At 40.7% G+C, this 22491-nt stretch carries 25 protein-coding genes and 1 tRNA gene; 16 read left to right on the plus strand and 10 right to left on the minus strand.

Annotated elements, in window-relative coordinates:
• The first annotated feature begins 107 nt into the window (after positions 1 to 107).
• The 7 genes from pdhA (at position 108) to WG989_RS13125 (ending at position 5672) form a co-directional block, all read left to right on the plus strand.
• Positions 108 to 1100 carry a pyruvate dehydrogenase (acetyl-transferring) E1 component subunit alpha gene (pdhA, locus tag WG989_RS13095; RefSeq protein ID WP_340429996.1) on the plus strand — a complete coding sequence of 331 codons (993 nt, stop codon included), beginning with the start codon at positions 108 to 110 and terminating at the stop codon, positions 1098 to 1100.
• A 45-nt stretch (positions 1101 to 1145) separates the two neighbouring features.
• Entirely contained in the window at positions 1146 to 1835 is a 690-nt protein-coding gene (locus WG989_RS13100; protein ID WP_340429997.1) for a tetratricopeptide repeat protein, read from the plus strand.
• Between the two features lie 26 nt (positions 1836 to 1861).
• The gene (ribH, locus tag WG989_RS13105; RefSeq protein WP_340429998.1) at positions 1862 to 2368 is read left to right on the plus strand and encodes a 6,7-dimethyl-8-ribityllumazine synthase; all 507 of its coding nucleotides are present in this window, start codon (positions 1862 to 1864) and stop codon (positions 2366 to 2368) included.
• A gap of 28 nt (positions 2369 to 2396) precedes the next feature.
• Entirely contained in the window at positions 2397 to 3116 is a 720-nt protein-coding gene (locus WG989_RS13110) for a (Fe-S)-binding protein (protein WP_340430000.1), read from the plus strand.
• A gap of 105 nt (positions 3117 to 3221) precedes the next feature.
• The gene (locus tag WG989_RS13115; RefSeq protein ID WP_340430001.1) at positions 3222 to 3629 is read left to right on the plus strand and encodes an EVE domain-containing protein; all 408 of its coding nucleotides are present in this window, start codon (positions 3222 to 3224) and stop codon (positions 3627 to 3629) included.
• Between the two features lie 614 nt (positions 3630 to 4243).
• The gene (locus tag WG989_RS13120) at positions 4244 to 4678 is read left to right on the plus strand and encodes a hypothetical protein (protein WP_340430002.1); all 435 of its coding nucleotides are present in this window, start codon (positions 4244 to 4246) and stop codon (positions 4676 to 4678) included.
• Positions 4679 to 4760: 82 nt separating this feature from the next.
• Positions 4761 to 5672, plus strand: coding sequence for a DUF4349 domain-containing protein (locus tag WG989_RS13125; protein WP_340430003.1), 912 nt, complete (start codon positions 4761 to 4763; stop codon positions 5670 to 5672).
• Between the two features lie 36 nt (positions 5673 to 5708).
• Here the strand turns inward: WG989_RS13125 and aat are convergent, their stop codons facing one another.
• Together aat and WG989_RS13135 are read right to left on the minus strand one after the other, a co-directional pair.
• On the minus strand, positions 5709 to 6353 hold the full coding sequence (aat, locus tag WG989_RS13130) for a leucyl/phenylalanyl-tRNA--protein transferase (protein WP_340430004.1): 645 nt from the start codon (positions 6351 to 6353) through the stop codon (positions 5709 to 5711).
• 35 nt (positions 6354 to 6388) lie between these two features.
• A complete protein-coding gene (locus WG989_RS13135) occupies positions 6389 to 6682 on the minus strand; it encodes an ATP-dependent Clp protease adaptor ClpS (RefSeq protein WP_340430005.1) in 294 nt (97 codons plus the stop codon).
• Positions 6683 to 6792: 110 nt separating this feature from the next.
• Here WG989_RS13135 and WG989_RS13140 point away from each other — a divergent pair, with 110 nt between their 5' ends.
• The 3 genes from WG989_RS13140 (at position 6793) to WG989_RS20965 (ending at position 9233) form a co-directional block, all read left to right on the plus strand.
• Positions 6793 to 8793, plus strand: a complete 2001-nt coding sequence (locus WG989_RS13140; RefSeq protein ID WP_340430006.1) for a site-specific recombinase — start codon at positions 6793 to 6795, stop codon at positions 8791 to 8793.
• Positions 8794 to 8860: 67 nt separating this feature from the next.
• A tRNA-Val gene (locus tag WG989_RS13145) sits at positions 8861 to 8935 on the plus strand.
• 43 nt (positions 8936 to 8978) lie between these two features.
• Complete coding sequence (locus tag WG989_RS20965) at positions 8979 to 9233, plus strand: GIY-YIG nuclease family protein (protein ID WP_445298479.1); 255 nt, start codon at positions 8979 to 8981, stop codon at positions 9231 to 9233.
• Between the two features lie 117 nt (positions 9234 to 9350).
• Here WG989_RS20965 and WG989_RS13150 read toward each other — a convergent pair whose 3' ends face one another.
• Both WG989_RS13150 and WG989_RS13155 read right to left on the minus strand, forming a co-directional pair.
• Entirely contained in the window at positions 9351 to 10460 is a 1110-nt protein-coding gene (locus WG989_RS13150; RefSeq protein ID WP_340430008.1) for a DUF2911 domain-containing protein, read from the minus strand.
• A 130-nt stretch (positions 10461 to 10590) separates the two neighbouring features.
• Positions 10591 to 10818: a hypothetical protein gene (locus WG989_RS13155; protein ID WP_340430009.1), complete on the minus strand. Its 228-nt coding sequence runs from the start codon at positions 10816 to 10818 to the stop codon at positions 10591 to 10593.
• A gap of 319 nt (positions 10819 to 11137) precedes the next feature.
• Here WG989_RS13155 and WG989_RS13160 point away from each other — a divergent pair, with 319 nt between their 5' ends.
• Entirely contained in the window at positions 11138 to 12163 is a 1026-nt protein-coding gene (locus WG989_RS13160) for a sensor histidine kinase (protein WP_340430010.1), read from the plus strand.
• 5 nt (positions 12164 to 12168) lie between these two features.
• On the opposite strand, the gene WG989_RS13165 is transcribed toward WG989_RS13160, so the two are convergent.
• From WG989_RS13165 to WG989_RS13185, 5 genes are all read right to left on the minus strand, one after another.
• Complete coding sequence (locus WG989_RS13165; protein ID WP_340430011.1) at positions 12169 to 12981, minus strand: 3-keto-disaccharide hydrolase; 813 nt, start codon at positions 12979 to 12981, stop codon at positions 12169 to 12171.
• Positions 12982 to 13901: 920 nt separating this feature from the next.
• Positions 13902 to 14510 carry a hypothetical protein gene (locus tag WG989_RS13170; protein ID WP_340430012.1) on the minus strand — a complete coding sequence of 203 codons (609 nt, stop codon included), beginning with the start codon at positions 14508 to 14510 and terminating at the stop codon, positions 13902 to 13904.
• A gap of 179 nt (positions 14511 to 14689) precedes the next feature.
• Positions 14690 to 15280 carry a hypothetical protein gene (locus WG989_RS13175; protein ID WP_340430013.1) on the minus strand — a complete coding sequence of 197 codons (591 nt, stop codon included), beginning with the start codon at positions 15278 to 15280 and terminating at the stop codon, positions 14690 to 14692.
• 61 nt (positions 15281 to 15341) lie between these two features.
• Positions 15342 to 16232, minus strand: a complete 891-nt coding sequence (locus WG989_RS13180) for a 3-hydroxyacyl-CoA dehydrogenase family protein (protein ID WP_340430015.1) — start codon at positions 16230 to 16232, stop codon at positions 15342 to 15344.
• Positions 16233 to 16544: 312 nt separating this feature from the next.
• Entirely contained in the window at positions 16545 to 17186 is a 642-nt protein-coding gene (locus WG989_RS13185; protein WP_340430017.1) for a carboxypeptidase-like regulatory domain-containing protein, read from the minus strand.
• Between the two features lie 103 nt (positions 17187 to 17289).
• On the opposite strand from WG989_RS13185, the gene WG989_RS13190 reads away from it, so the two are divergent.
• The 5 genes from WG989_RS13190 (at position 17290) to pyrF (ending at position 21686) form a co-directional block, all read left to right on the plus strand.
• Entirely contained in the window at positions 17290 to 18384 is a 1095-nt protein-coding gene (locus WG989_RS13190; protein WP_340430019.1) for an Mrp/NBP35 family ATP-binding protein, read from the plus strand.
• A 118-nt stretch (positions 18385 to 18502) separates the two neighbouring features.
• Positions 18503 to 18751 carry a GlsB/YeaQ/YmgE family stress response membrane protein gene (locus tag WG989_RS13195; RefSeq protein WP_340430020.1) on the plus strand — a complete coding sequence of 83 codons (249 nt, stop codon included), beginning with the start codon at positions 18503 to 18505 and terminating at the stop codon, positions 18749 to 18751.
• 77 nt (positions 18752 to 18828) lie between these two features.
• On the plus strand, positions 18829 to 19464 hold the full coding sequence (locus tag WG989_RS13200) for an FMN-binding negative transcriptional regulator (RefSeq protein WP_340430021.1): 636 nt from the start codon (positions 18829 to 18831) through the stop codon (positions 19462 to 19464).
• A 55-nt stretch (positions 19465 to 19519) separates the two neighbouring features.
• Positions 19520 to 20797 (plus strand): kynureninase, encoded by a 1278-nt coding sequence (gene kynU, locus WG989_RS13205; protein ID WP_340430022.1) that lies wholly within the window; start codon positions 19520 to 19522, stop codon positions 20795 to 20797.
• 61 nt (positions 20798 to 20858) lie between these two features.
• Positions 20859 to 21686, plus strand: coding sequence for an orotidine-5'-phosphate decarboxylase (gene pyrF, locus WG989_RS13210; RefSeq protein WP_340430023.1), 828 nt, complete (start codon positions 20859 to 20861; stop codon positions 21684 to 21686).
• Between the two features lie 111 nt (positions 21687 to 21797).
• Here the strand turns inward: pyrF and WG989_RS13215 are convergent, their stop codons facing one another.
• Positions 21798 to 22421: an SGNH/GDSL hydrolase family protein gene (locus WG989_RS13215; RefSeq protein WP_340430024.1), complete on the minus strand. Its 624-nt coding sequence runs from the start codon at positions 22419 to 22421 to the stop codon at positions 21798 to 21800.
• Positions 22422 to 22491 lie beyond the last annotated feature (70 nt).

Consider the following 22491-nt stretch of genomic DNA (forward strand, 5'->3'; position numbering starts at 1 on the left):
TCTCCAACCGGTCGTTAGCGACTGATTTCCAAAAATCCACAATCTAAAATCGCCCATCTGAAATTAACCCCGTCCCCTTATCTTTGCCACTCTAAAAAAATTACGACGTGGCCACTAAATTCACAAAAGAAACATACTTATACTGGTACGAGTTGATGCTTTTACTCCGTCGTTTCGAGGAAAAAACAGGTCAGCTCTACGGTATGCAGAAAATCAGAGGGTTTTGTCATCTTTATATCGGCCAGGAAGCAATTGCTGCCGGATGTATGACGGCCACTAAAGGAGAAGATAAAATGATCACTGCATATCGTGATCATGGATTAGCCATTGCAAAAGGCGTTAGTGCAAAAAGCTGTATGGCTGAGTTGTATGGTAAAGCAACCGGTTGTTCAAAAGGCAAGGGTGGAAGTATGCACTTCTTCGGTGTGGATGTTGGTTTTTTTGGCGGCCATGGTATTGTGGGTGCACAAATTGGAACCGGTGCAGGGTTGGCATTTGCTGATAAATACAAAGGCAACGATAATGTAACACTTTCGTTTTTTGGTGATGGTGCTGCACGTCAGGGTATGTTGCATGAAACATTTAACCTGGCGATGTTGTGGAAACTGCCGGTGGTGTTTATTTGTGAGAACAATAATTATGCGATGGGTACTTCCGTTGGACGTACCAGTAACGTGATCGATATTTATAAACTGGCGGATGCATATGATATGCCGGCCGATATGGTGGATGGTATGGATCCGGAAGCAGTACATGAAGCTGTTTTTCGTGCTGTTGAACGTGGCCGTAAAGGTGAAGGACCAACATTGTTAGAAATAAAAACCTATCGCTACAAAGGTCACTCTATGAGTGATCCGCAGAAGTACCGCTCCAAGGATGAAGTGGAAGAATACAAGCAACGTGATCCAATCGAAACATCAAAGAAGAAGCTACTGGAAGTGTTTGGTGTAACAGAAGCAGAAATAGAAGTGATCAATGAGCGTGTACGTGTAGAAGTGGAAGAGAGTGTGAAGTTTGCAGAAGAAAGTCCATATCCTGAAGCGGACGAACTGTTGAAAGATGTATATGTAGATCAGAATTACCCATTCATAGTTGACTAATTCAAAAAGTAAAACAATCAGTATTTAACAAGAATCATTTTCAAAATGTCTGAAATTAAAAAAACAACAGCGGAAGAACTGAACGATGTGCAAGCCATAAAACAGGCAAAAGATTTCTGGGGCCGTTTTTCAAAGCCTATTACGTATATCGGTGGATTGGTGATCTTGCTGGCTGGAGGTTATCTCGTTTATAAGAATTTTATTGTTGGTCCAAAAGAAACCAAAGGCACCGAAGCGATGAGCCGTGCGCAGGCTTATTTTGCACAAGACTCTCTTGACCTTGCGTTGAATGGTGATGGTTCTGCTGCTGGATTCTTAAAGGTGATCAAAACATACAGCGGTACAAATGCAGCGAATCTTGCACATTATTATGCAGGTGCAATTTATCTCCGCAAAGAAGATTATAACAACGCTATCAAGCATCTGGAAGATTTTTCTACTGATGCCACACAAATTCAAAGTGCAGCATGGCGTATGTTGGGCGATGCTTATATGAGTACCGACAAAAAAGAAAAAGGTGCCGGCATGTACGAAAAAGCAGGCAAGCTCAATGAAAAAGATGAATACACTTCTTCTGAAAATTTATTCCGTGCAGCCATGGCGTATGAAGTGATCGGGAAAAAAGAGAAGGCAACCGAGTTATTAAAAACACTCAAAGAAAAATATCCAAAAACATCAAGTGGTGGACAGGCAGAAAAGTATCTTGCCCGCCTTGGTGTGGTGAATATCGATTAATTCAACATCGCTCAACCAATTGTAGTATGGCAGAGGTTAGCAATAGTAACTTATATCAATTGAATGCAGGCACTCACGATTTTTCGGGTGCCTGTGTTGTGTTAGTACGCACCGAGTGGAATGCAGCCATTGTGGATGAACTCGAAAAAGGTTGCCGGAAAACATTGGAGGCATTTGCCGTTAAAGAAATCATTACCATTACTGTTCCCGGTGCCGTTGAAATTCCATTTGCTGTAAAACGTTTTTGGGAAAACAAATCACGCCACATCACAACAAGGCCGCATGCGTTTATTACGCTGGGTTGCGTAGTGCGTGGTGATACACCTCATTTTGATTATGTGTGCAAAGCAGTTACCGATGGTGTAATGCAGTTAAATCTGTCGATGGATGTGCCAACCATTTTTGGAGTGCTTACTGTAGAAAATCAGCAACAGGCTGAAGATCGTATTGGTGGCAGTCATGGTCATAAAGGTGAAGAAAGTGCTATCACTGCACTTAAGATGATCCTGTTGAATGAATCATTAAAGAAATAAAGACGCTGTGCATACAGCGAGTTGCAGCATGAAGGTTCAATTATTTATTCCCTGCTTTGTAGATCAGTTATATCCCGCCACCGCATTCAATATGGTGAAGGTGCTGGAAAAGCTTGGCTGCACCGTTACATACAACAGCAATCAAACCTGTTGCGGACAACCGGCTTTCAATGCAGGTTTCCAGGATGAATGCAAAGATGTGGCAACAAAATTCCTCAACGATTTTTCAGGTAGCGAATACATTGTATCGCCTAGTGCTTCTTGCGCAGGTTTTGTGCGGAATTATTACGGGAAGATATTTGATAACTCATCGGTTCATAACGATGTGAAAGGGATCAATAAACGCTTGTATGAGTTTAGTGAGTTCTTAACGGATGTATTGAAAGTTGAAAATGTTGGTGCAAAGCTGGAAGGCAAAGCAACCTATCATGATAGTTGTGCAGCGTTACGTGAATGCAAGATCAAAGAAGGTCCACGTAAGTTGTTGCAGCATGTAGAAGGATTGGAGTTGGTTGAAATGAATGATGTAGAAACCTGTTGTGGTTTTGGCGGCACATTCGCTGTAAAATTTGAACCTATCTCCATTGCCATGGCCGATCAGAAAGTAAACAATGCATTGGCTACCGGTGCTCAGTACATGATCTCCACCGACCTGAGTTGTTTGATGCATTTGGATGGTTACATCAAACAGAAAGGACACAATCTGCGAACATTACACATTGCTGATGTGTTAGCGAATGGATGGTGAGAATACAATTTGAAAAGTTGAAGATGGGTTAATTTGAAAATTGAATTATCTTCAAATTTGTATTTTCATTTTCAAATCTTCAAATTCATAAATTTTCAAATTAACATGGCTCATTGGTTAATCAAATCAGAACCTTTTAAATACAGTTGGGATCAGTTTGTAAAAGACAAGCAAACGTTTTGGGATGGTGTACGCAACTATGCGGCACGTAACAATCTCCGTGATATGAAAAAAGGCGATGAAGTGTTTTTCTATCATAGCAACGAAGGATTGGAAATTGTAGGAATTGCAAAAGTGGTAAAGGAAGCATACCAAGACCCAACAACGGAAGAAGATGCATGGGTAGTAGTTGATTTTAAACCTGTACGTAAACTCAAAAAGCCGGTTACACTTGTACAGATGAAAGCCGATCAGCGATTGGCCAATATGGATCTCTTACGTTTAGGACGTTTGAGTGTAGGGAAAGTAACAGATGCAGAATGGGATATTGTATTGGAATTGGCGGGAGAGTGAGCCAAGAATTAAGAAGTAAAATGAGATGCGAAGCAAAATCTTCAATACTGCCAAAATTTTACCCTTACTTTTTTGTGTTTATCTAAATCTTAGTTCGTGGTTTCAGCTAAGAAGTATGGGACCTGAATATAGTTTAGCGAATATTCACTACATCAGTCTTGTCTTTTTATATGTATCTGTTGTCTTGTTTTTTATCAAACGAAAGATATTTTTGGTTGTAAGTATTATAACAATTGCTTTTTTGTTATTTGATGTATTGTCTATTATGCCAATTCAATATGCAACCCGGACTGAATTTACCTTAAACTCCTGGTCGATAGAAATTAGATATGTTCAGCCGTATTTTTGGGTTCTTGCTTTTCATGTTGGTTTAAATTTCAAAGACTATCGGTCCATGTTTGTTGATTTGAAAAGAATCAATAAATCAAAGGATACTCTCTCTTAATTTTCTTTAACAAATTTTGAAGGTTACATTTTACAGTTAGTGGTATCAATCCTTACTATGAACGATACATTAGCAGTTGAATGATTTGCTAGCCGGCAAATGAATTCAGCAAGTATTTCGCTGCTCCTGCATCTCGCTTCTCATTTAAAAACAATCAAAAAATTTCAAAATGAAAAAAATCATTTTGGCTGTCATTGTTTTGGCAGCCGCAGGCGGAGCTTTGTACTATTATTATCAAACAAAGAAGCCAGCAGTACAAACAACTACTTCGTATCAACAAAACATCATTGGCGAATGGATGATCGACTCTGTTGCAGCAGGCGACTCAGGCAGCATTGGTTTATTAATGCTTTCACTCGATACAAATTTCACCAGGTATCGGTTTCAATTTAAAGAAGATGGAAGTATTACACAGTTATTGAACGATACCGTTCTTCCGTTGAAACGAACCTATGAATGGAAAGACAGCGTTCATCTAGCTATTAATGAAGGCGATTCACTCACCGATCAACAGTCCGTTCAGGTATTAGCATTGACAACTGATGCATTTACAATCATGCATAAAGACAGTTCCGTATTCTATTTTAAGAAGCAGCGCCGTTAACGATGCAAGCCGGTTGATGTTTCTATCAACCGGCTTCTTTTATGCAAATCCAATTTTTCTGCATCTGATTAAAAATTAGTTTATGAAATACATACATTTCATTCTGCTTCTGTTTGTGTTTGCGGCTTGCAATCATTCTGAATCAGCAAAGAGTAAATCGACTGATGTTCTGCTCCATTCACCGAATTTGAAAATGGAGGAGTCAGCAATGGAAACAGCAGTTACCGATTCGGCGGCAGCATTTACACCACCGCAATCTGGTGATCAACAACAGGCAAAGCAACCAGTAAAGCCATCACAGGTCCCAGCCAGTAAACCCGACTGGAATAAGAAGATCATTAAAACAGGTTCACTCAACGTTGAAGTAAAAGAGTATGCAAAGTTTAATCAACTTGTGCATACTGCAGCCAATAAGTTTGGCGGTTATATTGCTGATGAGCAACAAACAGAAACGGACTATAAAATTGAAAATACAATTACCATCAAAGTGCCCGTTGATCAGTTCCAATCTGCTGTTGATTATCTCACAAACGGTGATAGAAAAATGAATGAGAAGAAGATCAGTTCTGAAGATGTAACAACACAATATGTGGATACAAAATCAAGACTGGAAGCAAAGAAGCAGGTTCGTCTCCGTTATCTTGATTTGTTGAAGCAGGCAAAAAATATGGAGGAGATCTTACAGGTGCAAAACGAGATCAACGAAATACAGGAAGAAATTGAAAGTGCTGCCGGTCGTATTAACTATCTGTCGAATGCATCAGCTATGAGTACCATTCATCTTACGTTTTATCAGGTGCTCAACGCAACTGCTGCCGATCCGGACAATCGTGGTTTGTGGGAGAAAGTAAAAACCGCTTTTTTAACCGGATGGAATGGAGTAGGAGACGTACTGATCGGGTTGGTTTATATTTGGCCATTGCTGATAATAGCTGCTGTGATCGTATGGTGGTTGAAACGATTCTCATTCAGGCCCCGAAAAATTGTTCAGTAATAAATATTGCTACAGAACATATGGATCGGCATCGGCTCATATGTTCTGTTTTACAATTTTCAAAAACTCTTCTCTCGGGATCATCCTTGCACCCAGGCTCTCTAAATGTGCTGTATGGATCTGGCAATCGATCAACACAATACCTTCTTTTTTTAGTTGTTGAACATAAGTGATGAATGCGTATTTGCTGGCGTTACTCACTTTGCTGAACATACTTTCACCAAAAAAAATATTCCCAATGCGGATGCCATATAATCCGCCCACCAGTTCATCGTGTTGCCATGCTTCAATACTAACGGCGTAGCCTAATCGATGTAGCTCTGTATAGGCTTCTTCGATGTCGGTTGTGATCCATGTGCCTTCCTGTTCTTCACGTGTTGCGGCGCATTGCTGAATAACGGCTGCGAAATTTCTGTTGATAGTTACGCTGTATGCTTTTCGTTTCAACAGTTGCTGCATGCTTTTACTGATGTACAATTCATCGGGAAAAATAACACAACGTGGATCAGGACACCACCAGAGCGGAGGCTCATCCTGGTTAAACCAAGGAAAGATGCCGCTCCGATAGGCCAACAACAGACGTTCGGTACGCAAATCGCCACCATAAGCAAGCAACCCATCCTCCGCTGCTTTTTCAACAGGCGGAAACCAGAGCGCATCAGATAAAAAAGGAAGGGGCATGTGTAAAGTAACAGGATAGGGCCGGAAACAACAAATCAGACAACCACTTCAACAGTTGCACCAATACCCCGCTCAGTAATTGTATCGCATAAAGGTTTCAGATCATCATACGCACCGTTTTTTACGGCGTATTTTCCCTTGGTGTGAATAAGCCAGGCACATTGTTCGGCCTGTTCCGGAGCGTGACCGCAAATATCAACAAGGGTTTCGATGACCCATTCAAATGTATTCACTTCATCATTCCACATGATCAGGCGACAGGGTTCTTCCACATCTGTAAGAACGTCGGTTTCAATTAACTCTTTGGTATATGTAGAATGATCGGCCATAAAACACAAATTTATAAAAAGAAGGGCTAAAAAAATAATTACTTGATATTATTCAGGCAACTAACAAGGCACAATACTTGTCATATATTCGTTCTCAGCTACTCAATTATATGAAATTCAAACTACTGCCTAAAAAGAAAGTGCCGGAAGAGCAAGGCAAAGCAATTGTGCTTTCCATCAATTCTACTAACAGAGGGTTGGATTTCCTGGTTGAATTATTCAGAAAAATTCGACCGGCAGATGTTACAAACACCGAAGATATAGAGCTGAAATTCAAAGCCTTTTTATTTCAATTACACGAAGACCGGTCATTATTGTTTTCACTTCGCCGTGCATTGTTATCACAGTTCACCGGCAGCGACCTTACTACTGCATTGACCGAAAGCGGGTTGTTAAGTTCAAGAGGATTTATCCAGGAACTTGGTTTGAAAGTGAAACATAAAATTATTCCTGCCTTATTAAAGCCCACTGATTTTCTCTTTGTAATTGAACGTATTTTTTATAAACGGAACGATTATGTCTGGATCGAAAAAATTGATCCGGAATTGTGGAAATCGTTTTTTGAACGGATCGGTATAGAAGTGAATTTATCGGAACCCGCACTTACATCACAACTAATTCATTCAATGCAGGTATTGTCGTACCGCTTGACCATGATGGGGTTGGAAAAAGAAGTTACCCGGCAATATAGCGAAGTAAATGATGCGGTATTTCCTTTTATGGAACAAAACAGGTTAGTGAATCTGTTCATCGAGCGAAAACAAAAAGCACATCCGATCAGTGATGAGAAAATGATAGCTGCCGGAATTTCGGAAGCATTACACAACTGCTTACAAAGCATTCAATGGATCAAAGAACAACGTAGGGAATCAGGTACAAGCCTGGCTGAAACATTTTTGCTTACACGCATGGAACAACATGTAGAACGGATGTTCATGTTGCTCGATGCGATTGATAACGATAACCGGTTTGATGTTGATCGGTTTATTACGTATTTCATCACAGTTGTTCGAAATCAAAACAGGAAGAACAGTGTAAAAGAATTTCTGTCGCAGAATATGGGATTGTTGGCTTACCAAATATCCGAACATGGAGGCCGGAGAGGAGAAACCTTTATTACCAAAACAAGAAAAGAATTCAATGCACTTTTTTTAAGTGCAATGGGCGGAGGTCTGATCATTTCCTTTATTGCGGTATTCAAAAATCTGCTGATGAAAGTAACGCTGGCTCCTTTTTGGCAAGCCGTTGCTTACAGTACAAATTACAGTTTTGGTTTCTTGCTGATCCAGTCAACCGGCTCTACACTTGCAACCAAACAACCAGCCTTCACGGCTTCGGCTGTTGCCAGTTCGCTTGATAGCAGCAAACTCAAGGGACGTCCTGATCTTGATAACCTCGCTGTTACCATTGCACAGGTGTCAAGGAGTCAGTTGGCTTCATTTGCTGGAAATCTATTAGTTGTTTTTCCGCTAACTTATTTGCTGGCGATGTTGTTTTTTGAAGTAACCGGAAACAGGGTTGCAACCGGAGCTGCTGCATTGCAGTTATTACAGAGTCAACATCCCTTTCAAAGTCTTGCATTGTTGTATGCATGCTTTACCGGTTTCTTTTTATTTCTAAGCGGATTGATTGCAGGTTGGGTGGAGAATTATGTTGTGTATGCACAATTGCCGCAACGCATTCAACTGCATCCAACACTTCGTCATTATTTAGGTGAGCGACAACTACGCTGGTTGGTAAGCACAGTTGAAAAGAAATTAGGTTCCATAGCCGGTAGTGTATCGTTGGGTTTTTTCCTCGGGATGGCTGCATTTATTGGTAAAACCTTTGGCGTGCCATTTGACATTCGCCACATTACGATCTCTGCAGGTAATACCGCTATTGGTTATTATGGATTAGAGGAGGCTATTAGTTACCGCTATCTCGCCACTGTACTGCTGGGTGTTGGGTTGATCGGCTTTCTCAACTTCTTTGTGAGTTTTGGATTTGCTTTTTACGTGGCAGTAAAATCGAGAGGCATTAAATTGAAAGATTATCCGGAATTCCTGGGTATTCTCTGGCGCTACATCCGCAAACGACCAATGGATTTCATTATTCCGACGAAAAAATAAACTTGAAAGATTTTTTTAGATTTTTTTGTCTGAATAACTCATCCCCTTATCTTTGCACTCCCCAAACGGGAGCATAGCTCAGTTGGTTCAGAGCATCTGCCTTACAAGCAGAGGGTCCGCGGTTCGAGCCCGTGTGCTCCCACAAAGAAACCTCCGATTTATCGGAGGTTTCTTTATTTTACGGCATGACTTACACCGTCTACATTTTATATTCCATTTCGTTTGATAAATATTATGTTGGTTACACTGGCGATATAATTGCAGAAAGACTACGCCGCCACAATTCGAATCACAATGGATTCACCGGAGGTTCAGGTGATTGGATAGTAAAGTATACAGAGTGTTTTAATAATAAGCAGGATGCTATTCAAAGAGAAAAAGAGATCAAGTCTAAGAAGTCGAGAAAATACATTGAAGCATTAATAGCTCTTTCGGTTTAGAGCATCCCGATTTACAATCGGGAGTGGTCCGCGGTTCGAGCCCGTGTGCTCCCACAGAAAAACCTCCGAAATTTCGGAGGTTTTTTTTATCTGTTTACTTATCGATACAAATTCTCTTCAATTCACATCTTTTCCTTCTTTCAACTTAGAGATCATCGTCTGCACATTATTTTTATTGGGTTGATCAGGTGCTAACGGTAGTGCAAGGTTGGCATACTTTAATGCATTCTTGTAATCTGCAGTAGCAGAATAGCCTCTCACCAAACCCATCAACGTTGTAAACTGGTTCGGATTTTTTGCATGGTTTTGTTTGAAAACTTCCAGCGCTTCTTTTGCTTTTTTCAGTTGTAATAATTGGCGGCCGTATTGATGCAGGTCCTGCATGTTACCAAACGTCATGGCCTGTTTCATTACATTGCTTGCTTCATCTGCACGACCAAGTTTTTCCAGCAATTGTGCCTTTACAGCCCATGCACCAAACACACGATCACCACCAAAGCCTGTACTTGTAGCAGAATCGGCCCACAGCAGTGCTTCGTTCAAATTTGTATTACGTTGCAAACACCAGCTTGCTGCCTGGTTCCAGCTTTGCCAGATGAATCCTTTTTCTGTTCGTAATTCTTTTCTGAAAGAAGCGATCTGTTCTTTCACATAATCAGTTTCAATACGAAAAGGAAACATGAGTTTCTCCCATTGCAATACAACCGTAGCGCCTGCTTCACTTTCATTCATGAATTCGTACTTCAACCATTCAATTGATTTATCAAGTGCCACTGCTTTTACAGGTACACGCAAGGCATCTTCTTTTGCATCGTAATAATAATGACCCCATGAAGTGGAGTTGTTTGATAAGATCAAGGTTGAACCATTTGGATCATACGCCAGAAACAAACCATACTTGCCGGCTTTCAATGGTTTCCCCTCCACTGTAACATCGGTACTGAATTCAATGGTTGTGTTTTCATTGGCACCTGCACGCCAGGGAGCAGATTTGCTGCTGCCAAAACCAGGATCGGTAAAACCAACAGGCACCAGCTCACCCCATACTTTTCCTTCACGGCCTTTCACGGCCGGACGATCATAATGAATCGTTACATCTGTTAAACCGATCCGTTCACTCACCGATGCTTTTTTATTGCCACCACTTGGAGCAACAGTTAATGGAATTTGTGCGAAAGTTGAAAGGCAGAGGAAACTACCAAGCAGCAGTAAACAGAATTGTTTCATGTATGAAAAATTTTAGTTGGTGCAAATTAATTATTTACAAAACGATGCAGCAGCAGAATATGATTAAATCATACAGTAGCTGACAAACGGAGTGCAAGTAAGATCTGCAGTGAAATGCGACGTCGGTTATTTACTTCGGTTGACGATCCTGGTAACCCCAGTGTTCGTCGTCTTTTAATTCGGGGCTATCATACGTTCCATGGCAGAGAATACTGTACACAAGTGTTATGATCAGAAAAGGCGAAAGGAAAAACATGATCATGGTTACATCCGGCAAAATGTTCAGATGCAGCAATACAACATATGCCAGTAAATAGCAAGTAAGAAGAATAGCAAGTATGTAAGGCTGTTTCAACATATCTATTCATTTCAAGTAAAACAATTACGATACAGATATTGTTGTTAATACTTTTAATCGCATCAAGAATTGTTCCAGTTGGCCGGTAGTGGATGGCGCAGGTGAATGAAAACGTTGAGTAATTTCATGCCGTTCTATATTTCAAAAGTGAAATGATATCAAGTAAATAAATGGCATATATACAGAATTGTAAAACAGCCTGATTTGGTATTCCTGATTTTTTAATATTTCAAGCAACGTGTTTTCAAATTATACTTATCACAAAAAATAGATTGTACTACATTTCATATTTGCAGATTTCTGTATTTTCATCGGGATGATGTCCCAAAGTTCCGCTGAATTTGAACTCTTGCCTTTTTTTGAACTTACTCCCGATCTTGTTTGTATCGCAGGAAAGGATGGCTATTTCCGCAGGATCAATCAATCTGTTAGTAAAAAACTTGGGTATACCAATGAGGAATTGTTTGCAAGGCCAATCAGTAGTTTTGTGCACCCCGACGACAGAGAGCTTACACAGCTTACACGTGTAAAGATGATCGAAGGGCAACCGCTTGTTAATTTTCAGAACCGATATCTTCATAAAAACGGAAGCATCGTTTGGCTTGAATGGACCTCCATTTATTTTGCTGAACGGGAAGTGGTGTTTGCGATTGCAAAAGATGTAACACGACGCAAAGAAACAGAACTGCAAATTGAAGAAAAATACAATCGCTTTAAAGGATTAGCGAATCATTTCAAAGGCAATATTGAGCGTGACAGAAAATATCTTTCCGTTGAGCTGCACGAAGAGCTTGCACAACTGCTCGCCGTTTTGAAAATCGATATTGACTGGATCAAAACAAAAGAAGCAGAGTTACCCGATGAAATTTCAACACGGCTGGAACATGCAGGTGTTATTGCCGAACTGTTGATCAAAACCATTCAACGTATTTCGTTTACTATCAGCCCGGGTATGTTAACAGATCTTGGATTGGTTGAAACTTTGCAATGGCATTGCAATGAATTCAGTCTGATCAGCTCTGTCGACTGTAAGCTGAAGGGAAGTTGTGATGATGAATTATTGAGCAAGGAACTGCAGCTCGACATTTTTCGGATTTGCCAGGAAGCATTGCATAATGTATTGTATCATTCAGACGCAACTATTGCATCCATCACAATCAAAGAAACAACAACTGAATTGTCGTTTGCTGTTGTTGATAACGGGAAAGGATTTGATGTTACTCAAATTGAAAAAAGCAACGGCCTCACTGTCATGAAAGAACGAGCCGCCTCCATCAATGCGGCACTAGCTGTATCCAGTAAACCCGGCAGCGGAACAGAAGTGATTCTTACGCTGAAAAAATAACCATTCTATTTTTGTTTGTACTGCTGCGATAAATCCCTGATGCGGATATTCCGGAAATCAATCGGCTGGCCTTCGCTTTGCAATGCAATAAAACCACTGCTCAATAATTTCCCATCTTGTTTTATGTTGGGATCGTAACGGGCCACTACGCCGCCACCAATTTGTGGTTTAGAATATTGCAATACCGTATCGCCATTAATGATATGCGTGATCAACGAATCGCCCAACACAATTAATTCTGCACTCACCCATTGTTCGCCATCATATGTTTTGGATGTGGAGTTGAGGCAATGCCCCGGATACATGGTTCCCTTGTACACGATTTCTGTTCCCGGCGAACACATGTTACCGGTGGGTCGTGGTTTGCCATCACTGAGTCCGCCGAGGAATTGCATTTCAACCGAGATGGGCCAATCCTGTTCTTTCGGCATACTGCGTGGGTCTTGCGAATGAAACATCACACCGCTGTTTCGCAATGTATACGAAGGTGCTGTTTTAAACCACTCGCCTACAAAACGATATTCCATTTTGAGATGATAGTAGGAGTAAGGTGTTTTATAATACAAATGACCAAACTGTTCATTGAATTTATCATACTGATCATAACGTACTTTGATCATATCCTCTTCCACACGAAAGGTGTTGCCAAAGTTGACACCTGTTTCATGATGCTGAATTTTTACGATCCAGTCGTTGATGTCTTTGCCGTTGAAGAGCGGTTTCCATTCATCGGCTGCTTTCGTTGTAGTACGGCTGCTGCAACTGTTGAGTATGAATGATGCAAGACTGATGAGAAGAATTGAAAAGAAATGACGCATGTTGTTGAAATATGGATTCCGAAGATACTTGAAACAAAGGAAATGAAGTTGAGGGAACGGTTGCGCAATGATCCTTATTCCTGATGTCGAGATATATCGCACTATTTTTTAGCGCAAGCGCCTCGCTTGTGCGATTTACCGAAATCATATGTTCATTGGAAAGGCACAAGTGAGACGCTTACGCCAACTGGGGATTTATAGTCTTTTAACCATTTTAAGCTGAATCAATAAATTGTACGAACCGATTAAAAAACTATACATAAATATTACTAGAAGAATAATAGTATAGCTCGTAATTGCATTGAATAGTAGCCCTGCTAGCCACGCAGCAATTCCAACTGCAATGAGAAGGATGTTTATTTTTTTATTTTTCCCAAACTTAGAACTCTGATGCTCTTTTGAATTCGGAATAAATATAAGTGGGAAGAGAAACAAAACAATGTAAATCATCAATAATCCAGTAAAACACCATACCCTCAAATAGTTGTCCTCAATTTTTAAGATCTTTTGAGAGGCAAAAATGGAAGAAGTCAAAGCTGCGAAATAGATAGTTAAACTAAAAAATTTCTTTTGGCGGAGGAGAAACAAAATTCCTTTCAGATAATAAAACAACATTACTAGTCCTAAGATAAAACCCGATATATAGTAAAATGAATAACGCATTTGAAGAATGTTAAGTGACGCAAAACGGCAGGGCTTACTGCTGTGCTGGAATTTATAATGTCCAGCCCGGAACCGCAGCCCATCTAAAAATATGATGTTGAATTTAATAATTAAAAGCCAAATAGCATTCCGTCCGCTGTAACTAAAGCTGATAGCGAATAAAAAGATGATATTTTATTCGTCCGCTAGTATAGCAGCAAGCCCCAATGTTATAGTTATACCAAACGAATTTTGGATGTCACGAAATAATAAAAAGTCTAAGGTGTCTTTGTTTTATGAATGGGTTGGTGAGTTAGTGTGTCACCTGTTATGGGGGTCACTAGTTGCTTACCTAACGTATCGGTTGGTGGTGTCGTAATATTTGGTTTGTCCGAACCTTTTGTATTGTCGCAAGGTTTGATAAGAATAAGTGTCCCAATGATACCAATAGCCAAACTAATAAAACTTGTCGCAACGTATTTATAAATGTGTGTTTTGAAGTCTTGTGTCTGCCAGAAGAATTTTTTGAGACTGTAAGAGAGTGTCAGCTTTTGAGCAAATGAAGGCTTTGTAAAAAACTTTGTGTTGTCAAAATATTTTTTTAAGTCGTTTGATATAAGTTCGTGTGTCAAACTTGAATTTCGGTATGCAAAGTCAGCTCTTGAAATTTTTTTAATTGCAAAAGAAAACTGTGTGTCCTGTTTAAGTTCAAGAGTTGTTTGAGGTTGTTCCTTTCCTTGCATTACGTATAAAGCAAACCTTTCTGCGTGACCCATAGGAGTGGGAAACGAAAATGAAATGTCAACATTGGTTATGCGGTCTGAGGTAATTGTCACATAACCAACTTGGCGAAATTTGTCATAACCTATGTAAACGGGAAGTTGCATATTAGTTGCCTATAACATTCCAATTTATGATATAATATGATACTACACAAAAAAGAGAGCATCTGAAAATCAATATTATAGTGTTATACTTTTTGTACCTGCCTATCGGCAGACAGGTCGTAGTTAGTACCATACAATCTTTGGAGAAGCAATCAACTTTATACCTTACACAAGGCACCTCACTTCCCAAACGTCGATTTCTTCCACGCACTCATCATGCGTATTCCTTTCTCTTCATCTACATACATGATGTTAACAGTAAATTCTTTGTCGCCAAATGGACGACTAAACATAAACAGCCGGATAACGATATTATTGGGCATGCTGATGCTGATCCGGAATTTCTGAAACAACAAACCTGCGATCAATTCTTCTGATGAAGCAGTGTCAATTGTTCCGTTTGGAATTTGTTCTTTGAAGGTTTCGTAAAGAACTTCGTTTACAGTTCGAAAATAAGCGGGGTAATCAGGGTCGGTAATTGAATCGTAAGGCTGCTGATTCGCTTCAAAATAATTTAAGTCGTCGTACTTTACTACAAAAAGGGTAGTGGCGTTGCTTTCAACTTTCTCGCCATATGTTTTCTCGATCGCTTCGGCACCTTTTTGTTCCAATCGTTGCCACTCCTGTTGTGAAACTACAGTAGTGCCCTGCGGAATAATGATCTTCCAGTTAATTGGTTTGTAAACAAATTCTTTGCCTGCTTCAATTTGTGCTGTAGCAGTGAGTGTAACAATAAAAAGTAAAAGCGAAAAAACGGTTTGCTTGATCATAGATGCTTTATGCCTTATTGGTCGAATGCCCTTGTTGGTCGCCTGACCAACACCGGATTTATTATTTTTTAAAATTCTTACTCACTACTAATTCCTTGCTACCTGCAGTATATGTATAAAATCCTTCGCCGCTCTTTACGCCTAACTTACCTGCAGTCACCATATTCACCAGCAGCGGACAAGGTGCATATTTTGGATTACCAAAACCATCGTTCAACACACGCAATATAGCAAGACAAACATCCAGCCCGATAAAATCAGCTAATTGCAACGGTCCCATCGGGTGAGCCATTCCCAATTTCATTACGGTATCAATTTCTTCCACACCGGCAACACCTTCGTACAAACTGCAAATCGCTTCATTGATCATCGGCATTAAAATGCGGTTGGCTATAAATCCGGGATAATCATTTACCACGCAGGGTACTTTGCCAAGCTGCTTGCTTAACTCCACAATTTGATCGGTCACTTCTTTTTTTGTTGCATATCCGTTAATGATCTCTACCAGTTTCATTACCGGTACAGGATTCATAAAATGCATGCCAATTACCATACCGGGTCGTTTGGTTACTGATGCAATTTTTGTAATGGAAATAGATGAAGTATTGCTGGCTAAGATGCAACCGGCCGGAGCTGCTTTATCGATCTCTTCAAAAATGTCGAGCTTCAGTTCAATATTTTCAGTAGCAGCTTCCACAATCAATTCAGCTGTACTTACACCTTTCAACAAATCGTGTGTTGTAGTAATATTTTTTAATGTGCTTTGTTTTTGTTCTTCGGTTAAAGTGCCTTTGGCAACCTGCCGGTCGAGATTTTTACTGATGCTTTCCATCGCTTTTGTTAACTGACCTGGATTTACATCAATAAGTGTTACGTTAAATCCATACTGGGCAAATACATGTGCAATTCCATTTCCCATGGTTCCTGCACCGACAACTGCAATCTGTTTCATTTCTATGCTTTTTATTGGTTGCAAGATAAGGAAAGACCAGTGTTGATTGTATGACGGGAATTAGAATGCGTGATGATAAAGACTTGCCACAAAGACTCAAAGTCGCAAAGAATCACGAAGAAGGGTTGCCTACCTTCCAAAGGTTGGCAACCCTGAAAAGTTCAGCAAAGAAAAAAAAGTACAAGTGTGCGACGCAACAAAAGTTGAGGAAATGACAATAGCCCGGACACAAAATGATTTTGATATCCGGAAAATGTTTGAAAATTAATTCTTATTTGTGCGGCTTTGTGTCTTCGTGCCTTGGTGGCAAGTTTAATTTTTCTTCTTAAAATCTCCCCGTTTCCACGCCTGTATAAATTCATTCCAGGCAACCGGGTTAAAGATATTCTGCGGACGGAACTGCCCGTTGTAGTATTGCGACTGTGCATATTGACGTTGCACATTCCGTGAGTTTTCACCACCATCACGTGGGAGCGATTGTTGTAAAATTCTTGATTGAGCCGTTCTGGTATTTTGTCGTGCAATTTCAATTTTATCGGCGGGCACATCGGCCGTTACAAACTCCCGTTCAAACTGTTCCCGTCGTGGCCTTGCTTTAATGATGGTGGCAGGTAAATAAACCGTATCAACCACCATGAGTTGTATTACGCTGAAGGAATTGCCTTCAATATTAACGGGGATGACCACTTCTTTTGCTTTGAACCCCACATAGGTAAAATCGATAATATCGCCTTTCAACACCACAATACTGAACACACCTTGTTCATTGGTAAACGTTCCCCGGTTTTGATTGCGGAGTTTCACCGTAACACCGGGCAGTCCACGAAGGCTGTCGGCGGTCATTACCACACCATATAATTGTACCACGGAATCTTTGAACGATTCAAACTGAGCTTTAACGGCAAAAGGTGCAAGCAATACAAACAGGAGTCCAAGGAGTAGAAATTTCTTCATCTGCTTCAAAAATAAGCCAAAACATGATTTGCCTCATTATTTGAAAGCGATCAATGGCTAAATTTGCGTTTCTATTCACTTTTTTAACAAATAATAATACGATATGACAAAGGAACAAGTGCTGCAGGCGTTGAGTAATGTGCAGGAGCCCGATCTTGGTAAAGACCTTGTTACGCTAAATATGATCAAGGATATAGTGATCGATGGAAATAAAGTTTCCTTCACCATTGTATTAACAACGCCTGCTTGTCCCATGAAGGATATGATGGGACGTGCAGCAACCAATGCCATTGAATTGCTGGTAAATAAAGATGCGGTTGTGATCGTGAACTTTACATCGAATACAACGAGCAACCGGAAAGATGCAAGATCGGTATTGCCGAATGTGAAAAATATTATTGCCGTAGTAAGTGGTAAAGGTGGCGTAGGGAAGAGTACTGTTAGTGCAAATCTTGCGATTGCATTGGCACAAGGTGGTGCAAAAGTTGGTTTGATGGATGCAGATATTTACGGACCAAGTGTACCTATTATGTTTGGTGTAAGGGGCGAACGTCCGAAGATGACGGAGGTAAATGGTAAAGCCATGATCGTGCCCATGGAAAAATATGGCATCAAATTCATGAGCATTGGTTTGTTGGTAAATGAAAAAGATGCCATTGTGTGGCGTGGACCAATGGCCAGCAGTGCAATCCGTCAATTTGTAACGGATGTAATGTGGGAAGAATTGGATTATTTAGTGATCGATATGCCACCGGGTACAGGTGATATTCATTTAACATTGGTACAAACTGTTCCCGTAACAGGTGCTATTGTTGTAACCACTCCACAGGATATTGCATTGGCTGATGCAAAGAAAGCCGTAGCAATGTTTGGACAGGCGCAAATTAAAGTGCCCATTATTGGTTTGGTAGAGAACATGGCGTATTTCACTCCTGCTGAATTGCCGAATAACAAATATTATATTTTCGGAAAAGATGGTGGCAAACGTTTGGCTGATGAATTTGAAATGAATTTTCTCGGGCAGATACCATTGGTGCAAAGCATTCGTGAAGGTGGTGATTACGGAATGCCGATCATGGCAAGTGACGATAGCGTTACCAAAAAAGCATTTCAAGATTTTACAGCCGCTGCTGTACGAAGCATTGCGATGCGGAATGCCGAGATGCCTGCAACTGAATTACTTACAACTGTGGTATAGTTTATGATTAGGGAGTAATTGAACTTGATGCAAAACATTGTTGCATCATAAAAGAAGTTACCTGTTGTGCATTACAATGTGTAGCTTCCACTTTATTACTCACTAAAAAAAACGAATCATGGAACTGATCGCAACACTCTTGATTGGCGCACTGGCCGGATGGCTGGGAGCATTTATCTTTAAAGGAGGCGGACTTGGATTGCTTGGTAACATTGTAGTTGGTATCCTTGGAAGTTTTGTGGGATACTGGTTGCTTGGCAAACTGGGTATTAGTTTTGGAACAGGATTGGTGGGTGCAATTTTAACTGGTGCTTTAGGTGCTATTGTTATTCTCGCCATTATCAATCTGTTGTTCAATCGAAGATGAAAATGAAATTGTGATAAGGAACGGCGGGCTTTTAGCCCGCCGTTATTTTTTTGTAGATGCTTTGCTAACTTTGGTTTATGTATAACCTTACTCATTTCAAAGAACCTGATCAATCGGTTGTGACTGATTTTATGAAACAGCATCCGTTTGCAATGTTGATCGGTAATGCAGATGGACGTTCAGTGGCAACACAAATTCCCTTGTTATTTGAAGAGCGTAATGGAAAGATGATCTTGCTGGGTCATATGATGAAAAAACAGGATCATCAACTGGCGTTTGAAAAAAATCCCGAAGTGTTGGTCGTGTTTACTGGTCCGCATACGTACGTGAGCGCTACCTGGTATGAAGATCCGCATCAGGCGAGTACCTGGAATTATGTTAGTGTGCATGCAAGAGGAAGCATTTCATTTCTGGATGAACAGGGGTTGAAAGAGGCATTGCAAAAATTAAGTTCTCATTACGAACAGCATGATCCACATGCAACAACAGTGTTCAATAATTTATCGCATGAATACACAAGTCCCCTGCTGAAAGCCATCGTTGCATTTGAAATTGAAGTAAACTCAGTGGAGCATGTGTTTAAGCTTAGCCAGAACCGGGATGAAAAAAGTTATCATCATATTATCGATCATCTTAAAGCGGAAGGCGGAGAAGCAGCTGAGGTAGCAAAGATGATGGAAGAACGAAAGGAGAAAGTATATCCGTCTGCATAACCGGTATTGTTCAACGTTTCCTTTTTTCAAATGATTTAATCGTTTCTTTGTTGCTATGCAGTTTCAACCATCACTTGCCTTCGCTCAACAACTGGATGCAGTTGATCCGTTAAAGAGTTTTCGTCAGCAGTTTATTATTCCTTCTGCAAACGGGAAAGAGAAAGTCTATTTTCTTGGTAATTCACTTGGCTTGCAGCCAAAGCGTACAAAAGACCGGCTGCAAACAATCCTCAACGATTGGGCAGCGCATGGCGTAGAAGCGTTTTTTGGTGCTGACGAACCGTGGATGGATTATCATGATCAACTTACAACGCCGCTCAGTAAAGTTGTTGGTTGTTTGCCGCATGAAGTAACGGTGATGAATAACCTCAGTGTAAATCTGCATTTGATGCTGGTGAGTTTTTATCGTCCGCAGGGCAAACGCTATAAAATTCTTTGTGAAGCAAAAGCGTTTCCCAGCGATCAGTACATGATGGAAACGCATGTAAAGCATCATGGATTCGATCCGGCTGATGCAATTATTGAAGTAAAGCCAAGAGACGGCGAACATACTATCCGCAATGAAGATCTGTTACAAATCATTGTGCAACACAGGGAAGAACTGGCATTGGTATTATTTGGCGGCATCAATTATTACAGCGGTCAGGTATTCGATATGCAAACCATTACGCAACTGGCAAAGCAAGCCGGAGCGAAAGTTGGATTCGACCTGGCACATGCTGCCGGTAATATTGAATTAAAACTGCACGACTGGAATGTTGACTTTGCGTGCTGGTGTAATTACAAATATCTCAACTCTGGTCCGGGTGCTGTGGCAGCAGCGTATGTGCATGAGCGTTATCATACCGATCCATCGATACAACGTTTTGCAGGTTGGTGGGGTTATGAAAAAGCCACCCGTTTTCAAATGGAGCAAGGCTTCAAGCCCATTCAATCGGCGGAAGGTTGGCAACTGGGCACACCGGCTATGCTGTTGTATGCATCGCATCTGGCTGCACTACAGGTGGTGGAAGAAGCCGGTTGGCAAAACATCAATCAAAAACGAAAATTACTCACAGCATATTTGTGGTATATCCTTGATGAAGTAAACTCTTCGCAGAAGCAACCCATCATTGAATTTATAACGCCCCGCAATGAAAACGAACATGGTTGCCAGGTGAGCATGAACATGCTGCAACGTGGGAAAGAAGTTTATGCTGAATTGATGAAGCAGGGATTTTATGTGGACTGGCGTGAACCATCGGTAATACGTTTGGCTCCGGTTCCGTTGTACAATACGTTTGAAGAAGTGTGGAAATTCGGGGAGGCGCTGAAGAAAATTTTAGCGTCTTAAAATTACTCTAGTTACCTGCCTCGTACTTCTTACATCGTGCATCTTTCTATATCTTCGCCGCATGACAAGGCAGCAACTTATTGAGCAGATCAATCAAAAGCAATCGTATTTGTGTGTTGGGTTAGATACCGATCTTACTAAAATTCCGAAACATTTACAATCGCATCCCGATGCGATGTTTGAATTCAATAAAGCCATCATTGATGCTACCTTGCCACATTGCGTAAGTTACAAGATCAATACTGCGTTCTACGAAGCTATGGGAGTCAAAGGATGGGAGGTGATGGAACGTACTGTCAATTATATTCCCGATACTCATTTTAAAATTGCTGATGCCAAGCGTGGCGATATCGGTAACACCTCTTCACAATATGCACGGGCTTTTTTCGAAGCCATGAATTTTGATGCAGTAACTGTTGCGCCATATATGGGTGAAGATAGTGTGCGTCCGTTTTTAGAATACGAAGGCAAGTGGGCGATTGTGTTGGGACTTACATCCAACAAAGGCGCAAATGATTTTGAATTGAAACAACTGATCAGCGAAAATGGTGAAGAGCATTTACGTGCAGAGTTTTTGTACGAACGTGTGTTGCGCACAGTTGCAAAATGGGGTACGCCTGATAATTTAATGTTTGTAGTAGGGGCAACACAACCCGAAGAATTTATAAACATCCGCAGCATTATTCCTGATCATTTTTTATTGGTTCCCGGTGTTGGTGCACAAGGTGGAAGCTTAAAAGATATTTCAGAAAAGGCAATGAATGCCGATTGCGGGCTTCTTGTGAATGCAAGCCGTGCAGTTATTTATGCTTCAGGTAAAGAAGATTTTGCAACAGAGGCAAAAGCCATTGCAGAGCAATATCAAGTTGAGATGAAGAGTTATTTGTAAGCAAGAACATCAGAAAAGATAAAGCTGAAGTTTTTGTCATTCCGACGCAGGAGGAATCTGTTGGGCTTTGTACAGGTGCTCTGCAGATCCCTCGTTCCTCGGGATGACAGTTCATTTCATCTCCTTCATCATCACCTCTTTCACTCTCACCGCCCAGCGTGCATAATCTTTTCCGGATGGATGCAGTCCATCGTCGGTAACCAATGTTAAATCAGTAGCGGCTTCTCTTGTAAAAGGAGTGATGTTGATGTAATGGACATTGTACTGCTTGCTGATCTTTTCGTTGATCGCATTAAACGCATCGATCTCTTTTGCAATTTTACTGCGGTCACGGTCTTTTGCAAATGGTGTTACGCCCCAATCAGGAATACTTAATACAATTACATGGTTTGCTTTGTCACCTGCATAACCAATTGCCTGTTGCAACAATTCTTCAAATTGTTGTGCATATTCTTGTTCACTCCTGCCACGGTATTGATTGTTTACACCAATCAATAGTGTAACAAAATCAAACGGCACTGCTAATCGCACCCGACTTAATTGCTCCTGCAGTTCATCGGTCGTCCAACCGGTTTTAGCAATGATTGCCGGGTCATCGATCGTTATTTTTTCTTTTTGCAACAATGCAACAAGCTGGTGCGGAAAGTTTTTTTCTGACGGAACACTTTCGCCGATGGTATAAGAATCACCGAGAGCGAGATAGGTATATGTTTTTTGTGACGTGTTTGTTGGCATCTTACTGCTGTTGCATGAAATGGTTAGAAATAATAATAGAACGATTGCGTTTAGGAATTGCATAAGGCTG

The sequence above is a fragment of the Lacibacter sp. H407 genome, assembly GCF_037892605.1.
GTDB lineage: Bacteria > Bacteroidota > Bacteroidia > Chitinophagales > Chitinophagaceae > Lacibacter.

Coding starts and splice junctions, on each gene's coding strand:
- WG989_RS13125 (WP_340430003.1), top strand. CDS start 4,761: ATGAAATACATACATTTCATTCTGCTTCTGTTTGTGTTTGCGGCTTGC.
- pyrF (WP_340430023.1), top strand. CDS start 20,859: ATGACAAGGCAGCAACTTATTGAGCAGATCAATCAAAAGCAATCGTAT.
- WG989_RS13155 (WP_340430009.1), bottom strand. CDS start 10,818: ATGTTGAAACAGCCTTACATACTTGCTATTCTTCTTACTTGCTATTTA.
- WG989_RS13100 (WP_340429997.1), top strand. CDS start 1,146: ATGTCTGAAATTAAAAAAACAACAGCGGAAGAACTGAACGATGTGCAA.
- WG989_RS13135 (WP_340430005.1), bottom strand. CDS start 6,682: ATGGCCGATCATTCTACATATACCAAAGAGTTAATTGAAACCGACGTT.
- WG989_RS13170 (WP_340430012.1), bottom strand. CDS start 14,510: ATGCAACTTCCCGTTTACATAGGTTATGACAAATTTCGCCAAGTTGGT.
- WG989_RS13150 (WP_340430008.1), bottom strand. CDS start 10,460: ATGAAACAATTCTGTTTACTGCTGCTTGGTAGTTTCCTCTGCCTTTCA.
- WG989_RS13165 (WP_340430011.1), bottom strand. CDS start 12,981: ATGCGTCATTTCTTTTCAATTCTTCTCATCAGTCTTGCATCATTCATA.
- WG989_RS13115 (WP_340430001.1), top strand. CDS start 3,222: ATGGCTCATTGGTTAATCAAATCAGAACCTTTTAAATACAGTTGGGAT.
- WG989_RS13185 (WP_340430017.1), bottom strand. CDS start 17,186: ATGAAGAAATTTCTACTCCTTGGACTCCTGTTTGTATTGCTTGCACCT.
- WG989_RS13195 (WP_340430020.1), top strand. CDS start 18,503: ATGGAACTGATCGCAACACTCTTGATTGGCGCACTGGCCGGATGGCTG.
- WG989_RS13200 (WP_340430021.1), top strand. CDS start 18,829: ATGTATAACCTTACTCATTTCAAAGAACCTGATCAATCGGTTGTGACT.
- WG989_RS13175 (WP_340430013.1), bottom strand. CDS start 15,280: ATGATCAAGCAAACCGTTTTTTCGCTTTTACTTTTTATTGTTACACTC.
- WG989_RS13160 (WP_340430010.1), top strand. CDS start 11,138: ATGTCCCAAAGTTCCGCTGAATTTGAACTCTTGCCTTTTTTTGAACTT.
- kynU (WP_340430022.1), top strand. CDS start 19,520: ATGCAGTTTCAACCATCACTTGCCTTCGCTCAACAACTGGATGCAGTT.
- WG989_RS13110 (WP_340430000.1), top strand. CDS start 2,397: ATGAAGGTTCAATTATTTATTCCCTGCTTTGTAGATCAGTTATATCCC.
- WG989_RS13180 (WP_340430015.1), bottom strand. CDS start 16,232: ATGAAACAGATTGCAGTTGTCGGTGCAGGAACCATGGGAAATGGAATT.
- ribH (WP_340429998.1), top strand. CDS start 1,862: ATGGCAGAGGTTAGCAATAGTAACTTATATCAATTGAATGCAGGCACT.
- WG989_RS13140 (WP_340430006.1), top strand. CDS start 6,793: ATGAAATTCAAACTACTGCCTAAAAAGAAAGTGCCGGAAGAGCAAGGC.
- WG989_RS13215 (WP_340430024.1), bottom strand. CDS start 22,421: ATGCCAACAAACACGTCACAAAAAACATATACCTATCTCGCTCTCGGT.
- WG989_RS13190 (WP_340430019.1), top strand. CDS start 17,290: ATGACAAAGGAACAAGTGCTGCAGGCGTTGAGTAATGTGCAGGAGCCC.
- WG989_RS13120 (WP_340430002.1), top strand. CDS start 4,244: ATGAAAAAAATCATTTTGGCTGTCATTGTTTTGGCAGCCGCAGGCGGA.
- aat (WP_340430004.1), bottom strand. CDS start 6,353: ATGCCCCTTCCTTTTTTATCTGATGCGCTCTGGTTTCCGCCTGTTGAA.
- WG989_RS20965 (WP_445298479.1), top strand. CDS start 8,979: ATGACTTACACCGTCTACATTTTATATTCCATTTCGTTTGATAAATAT.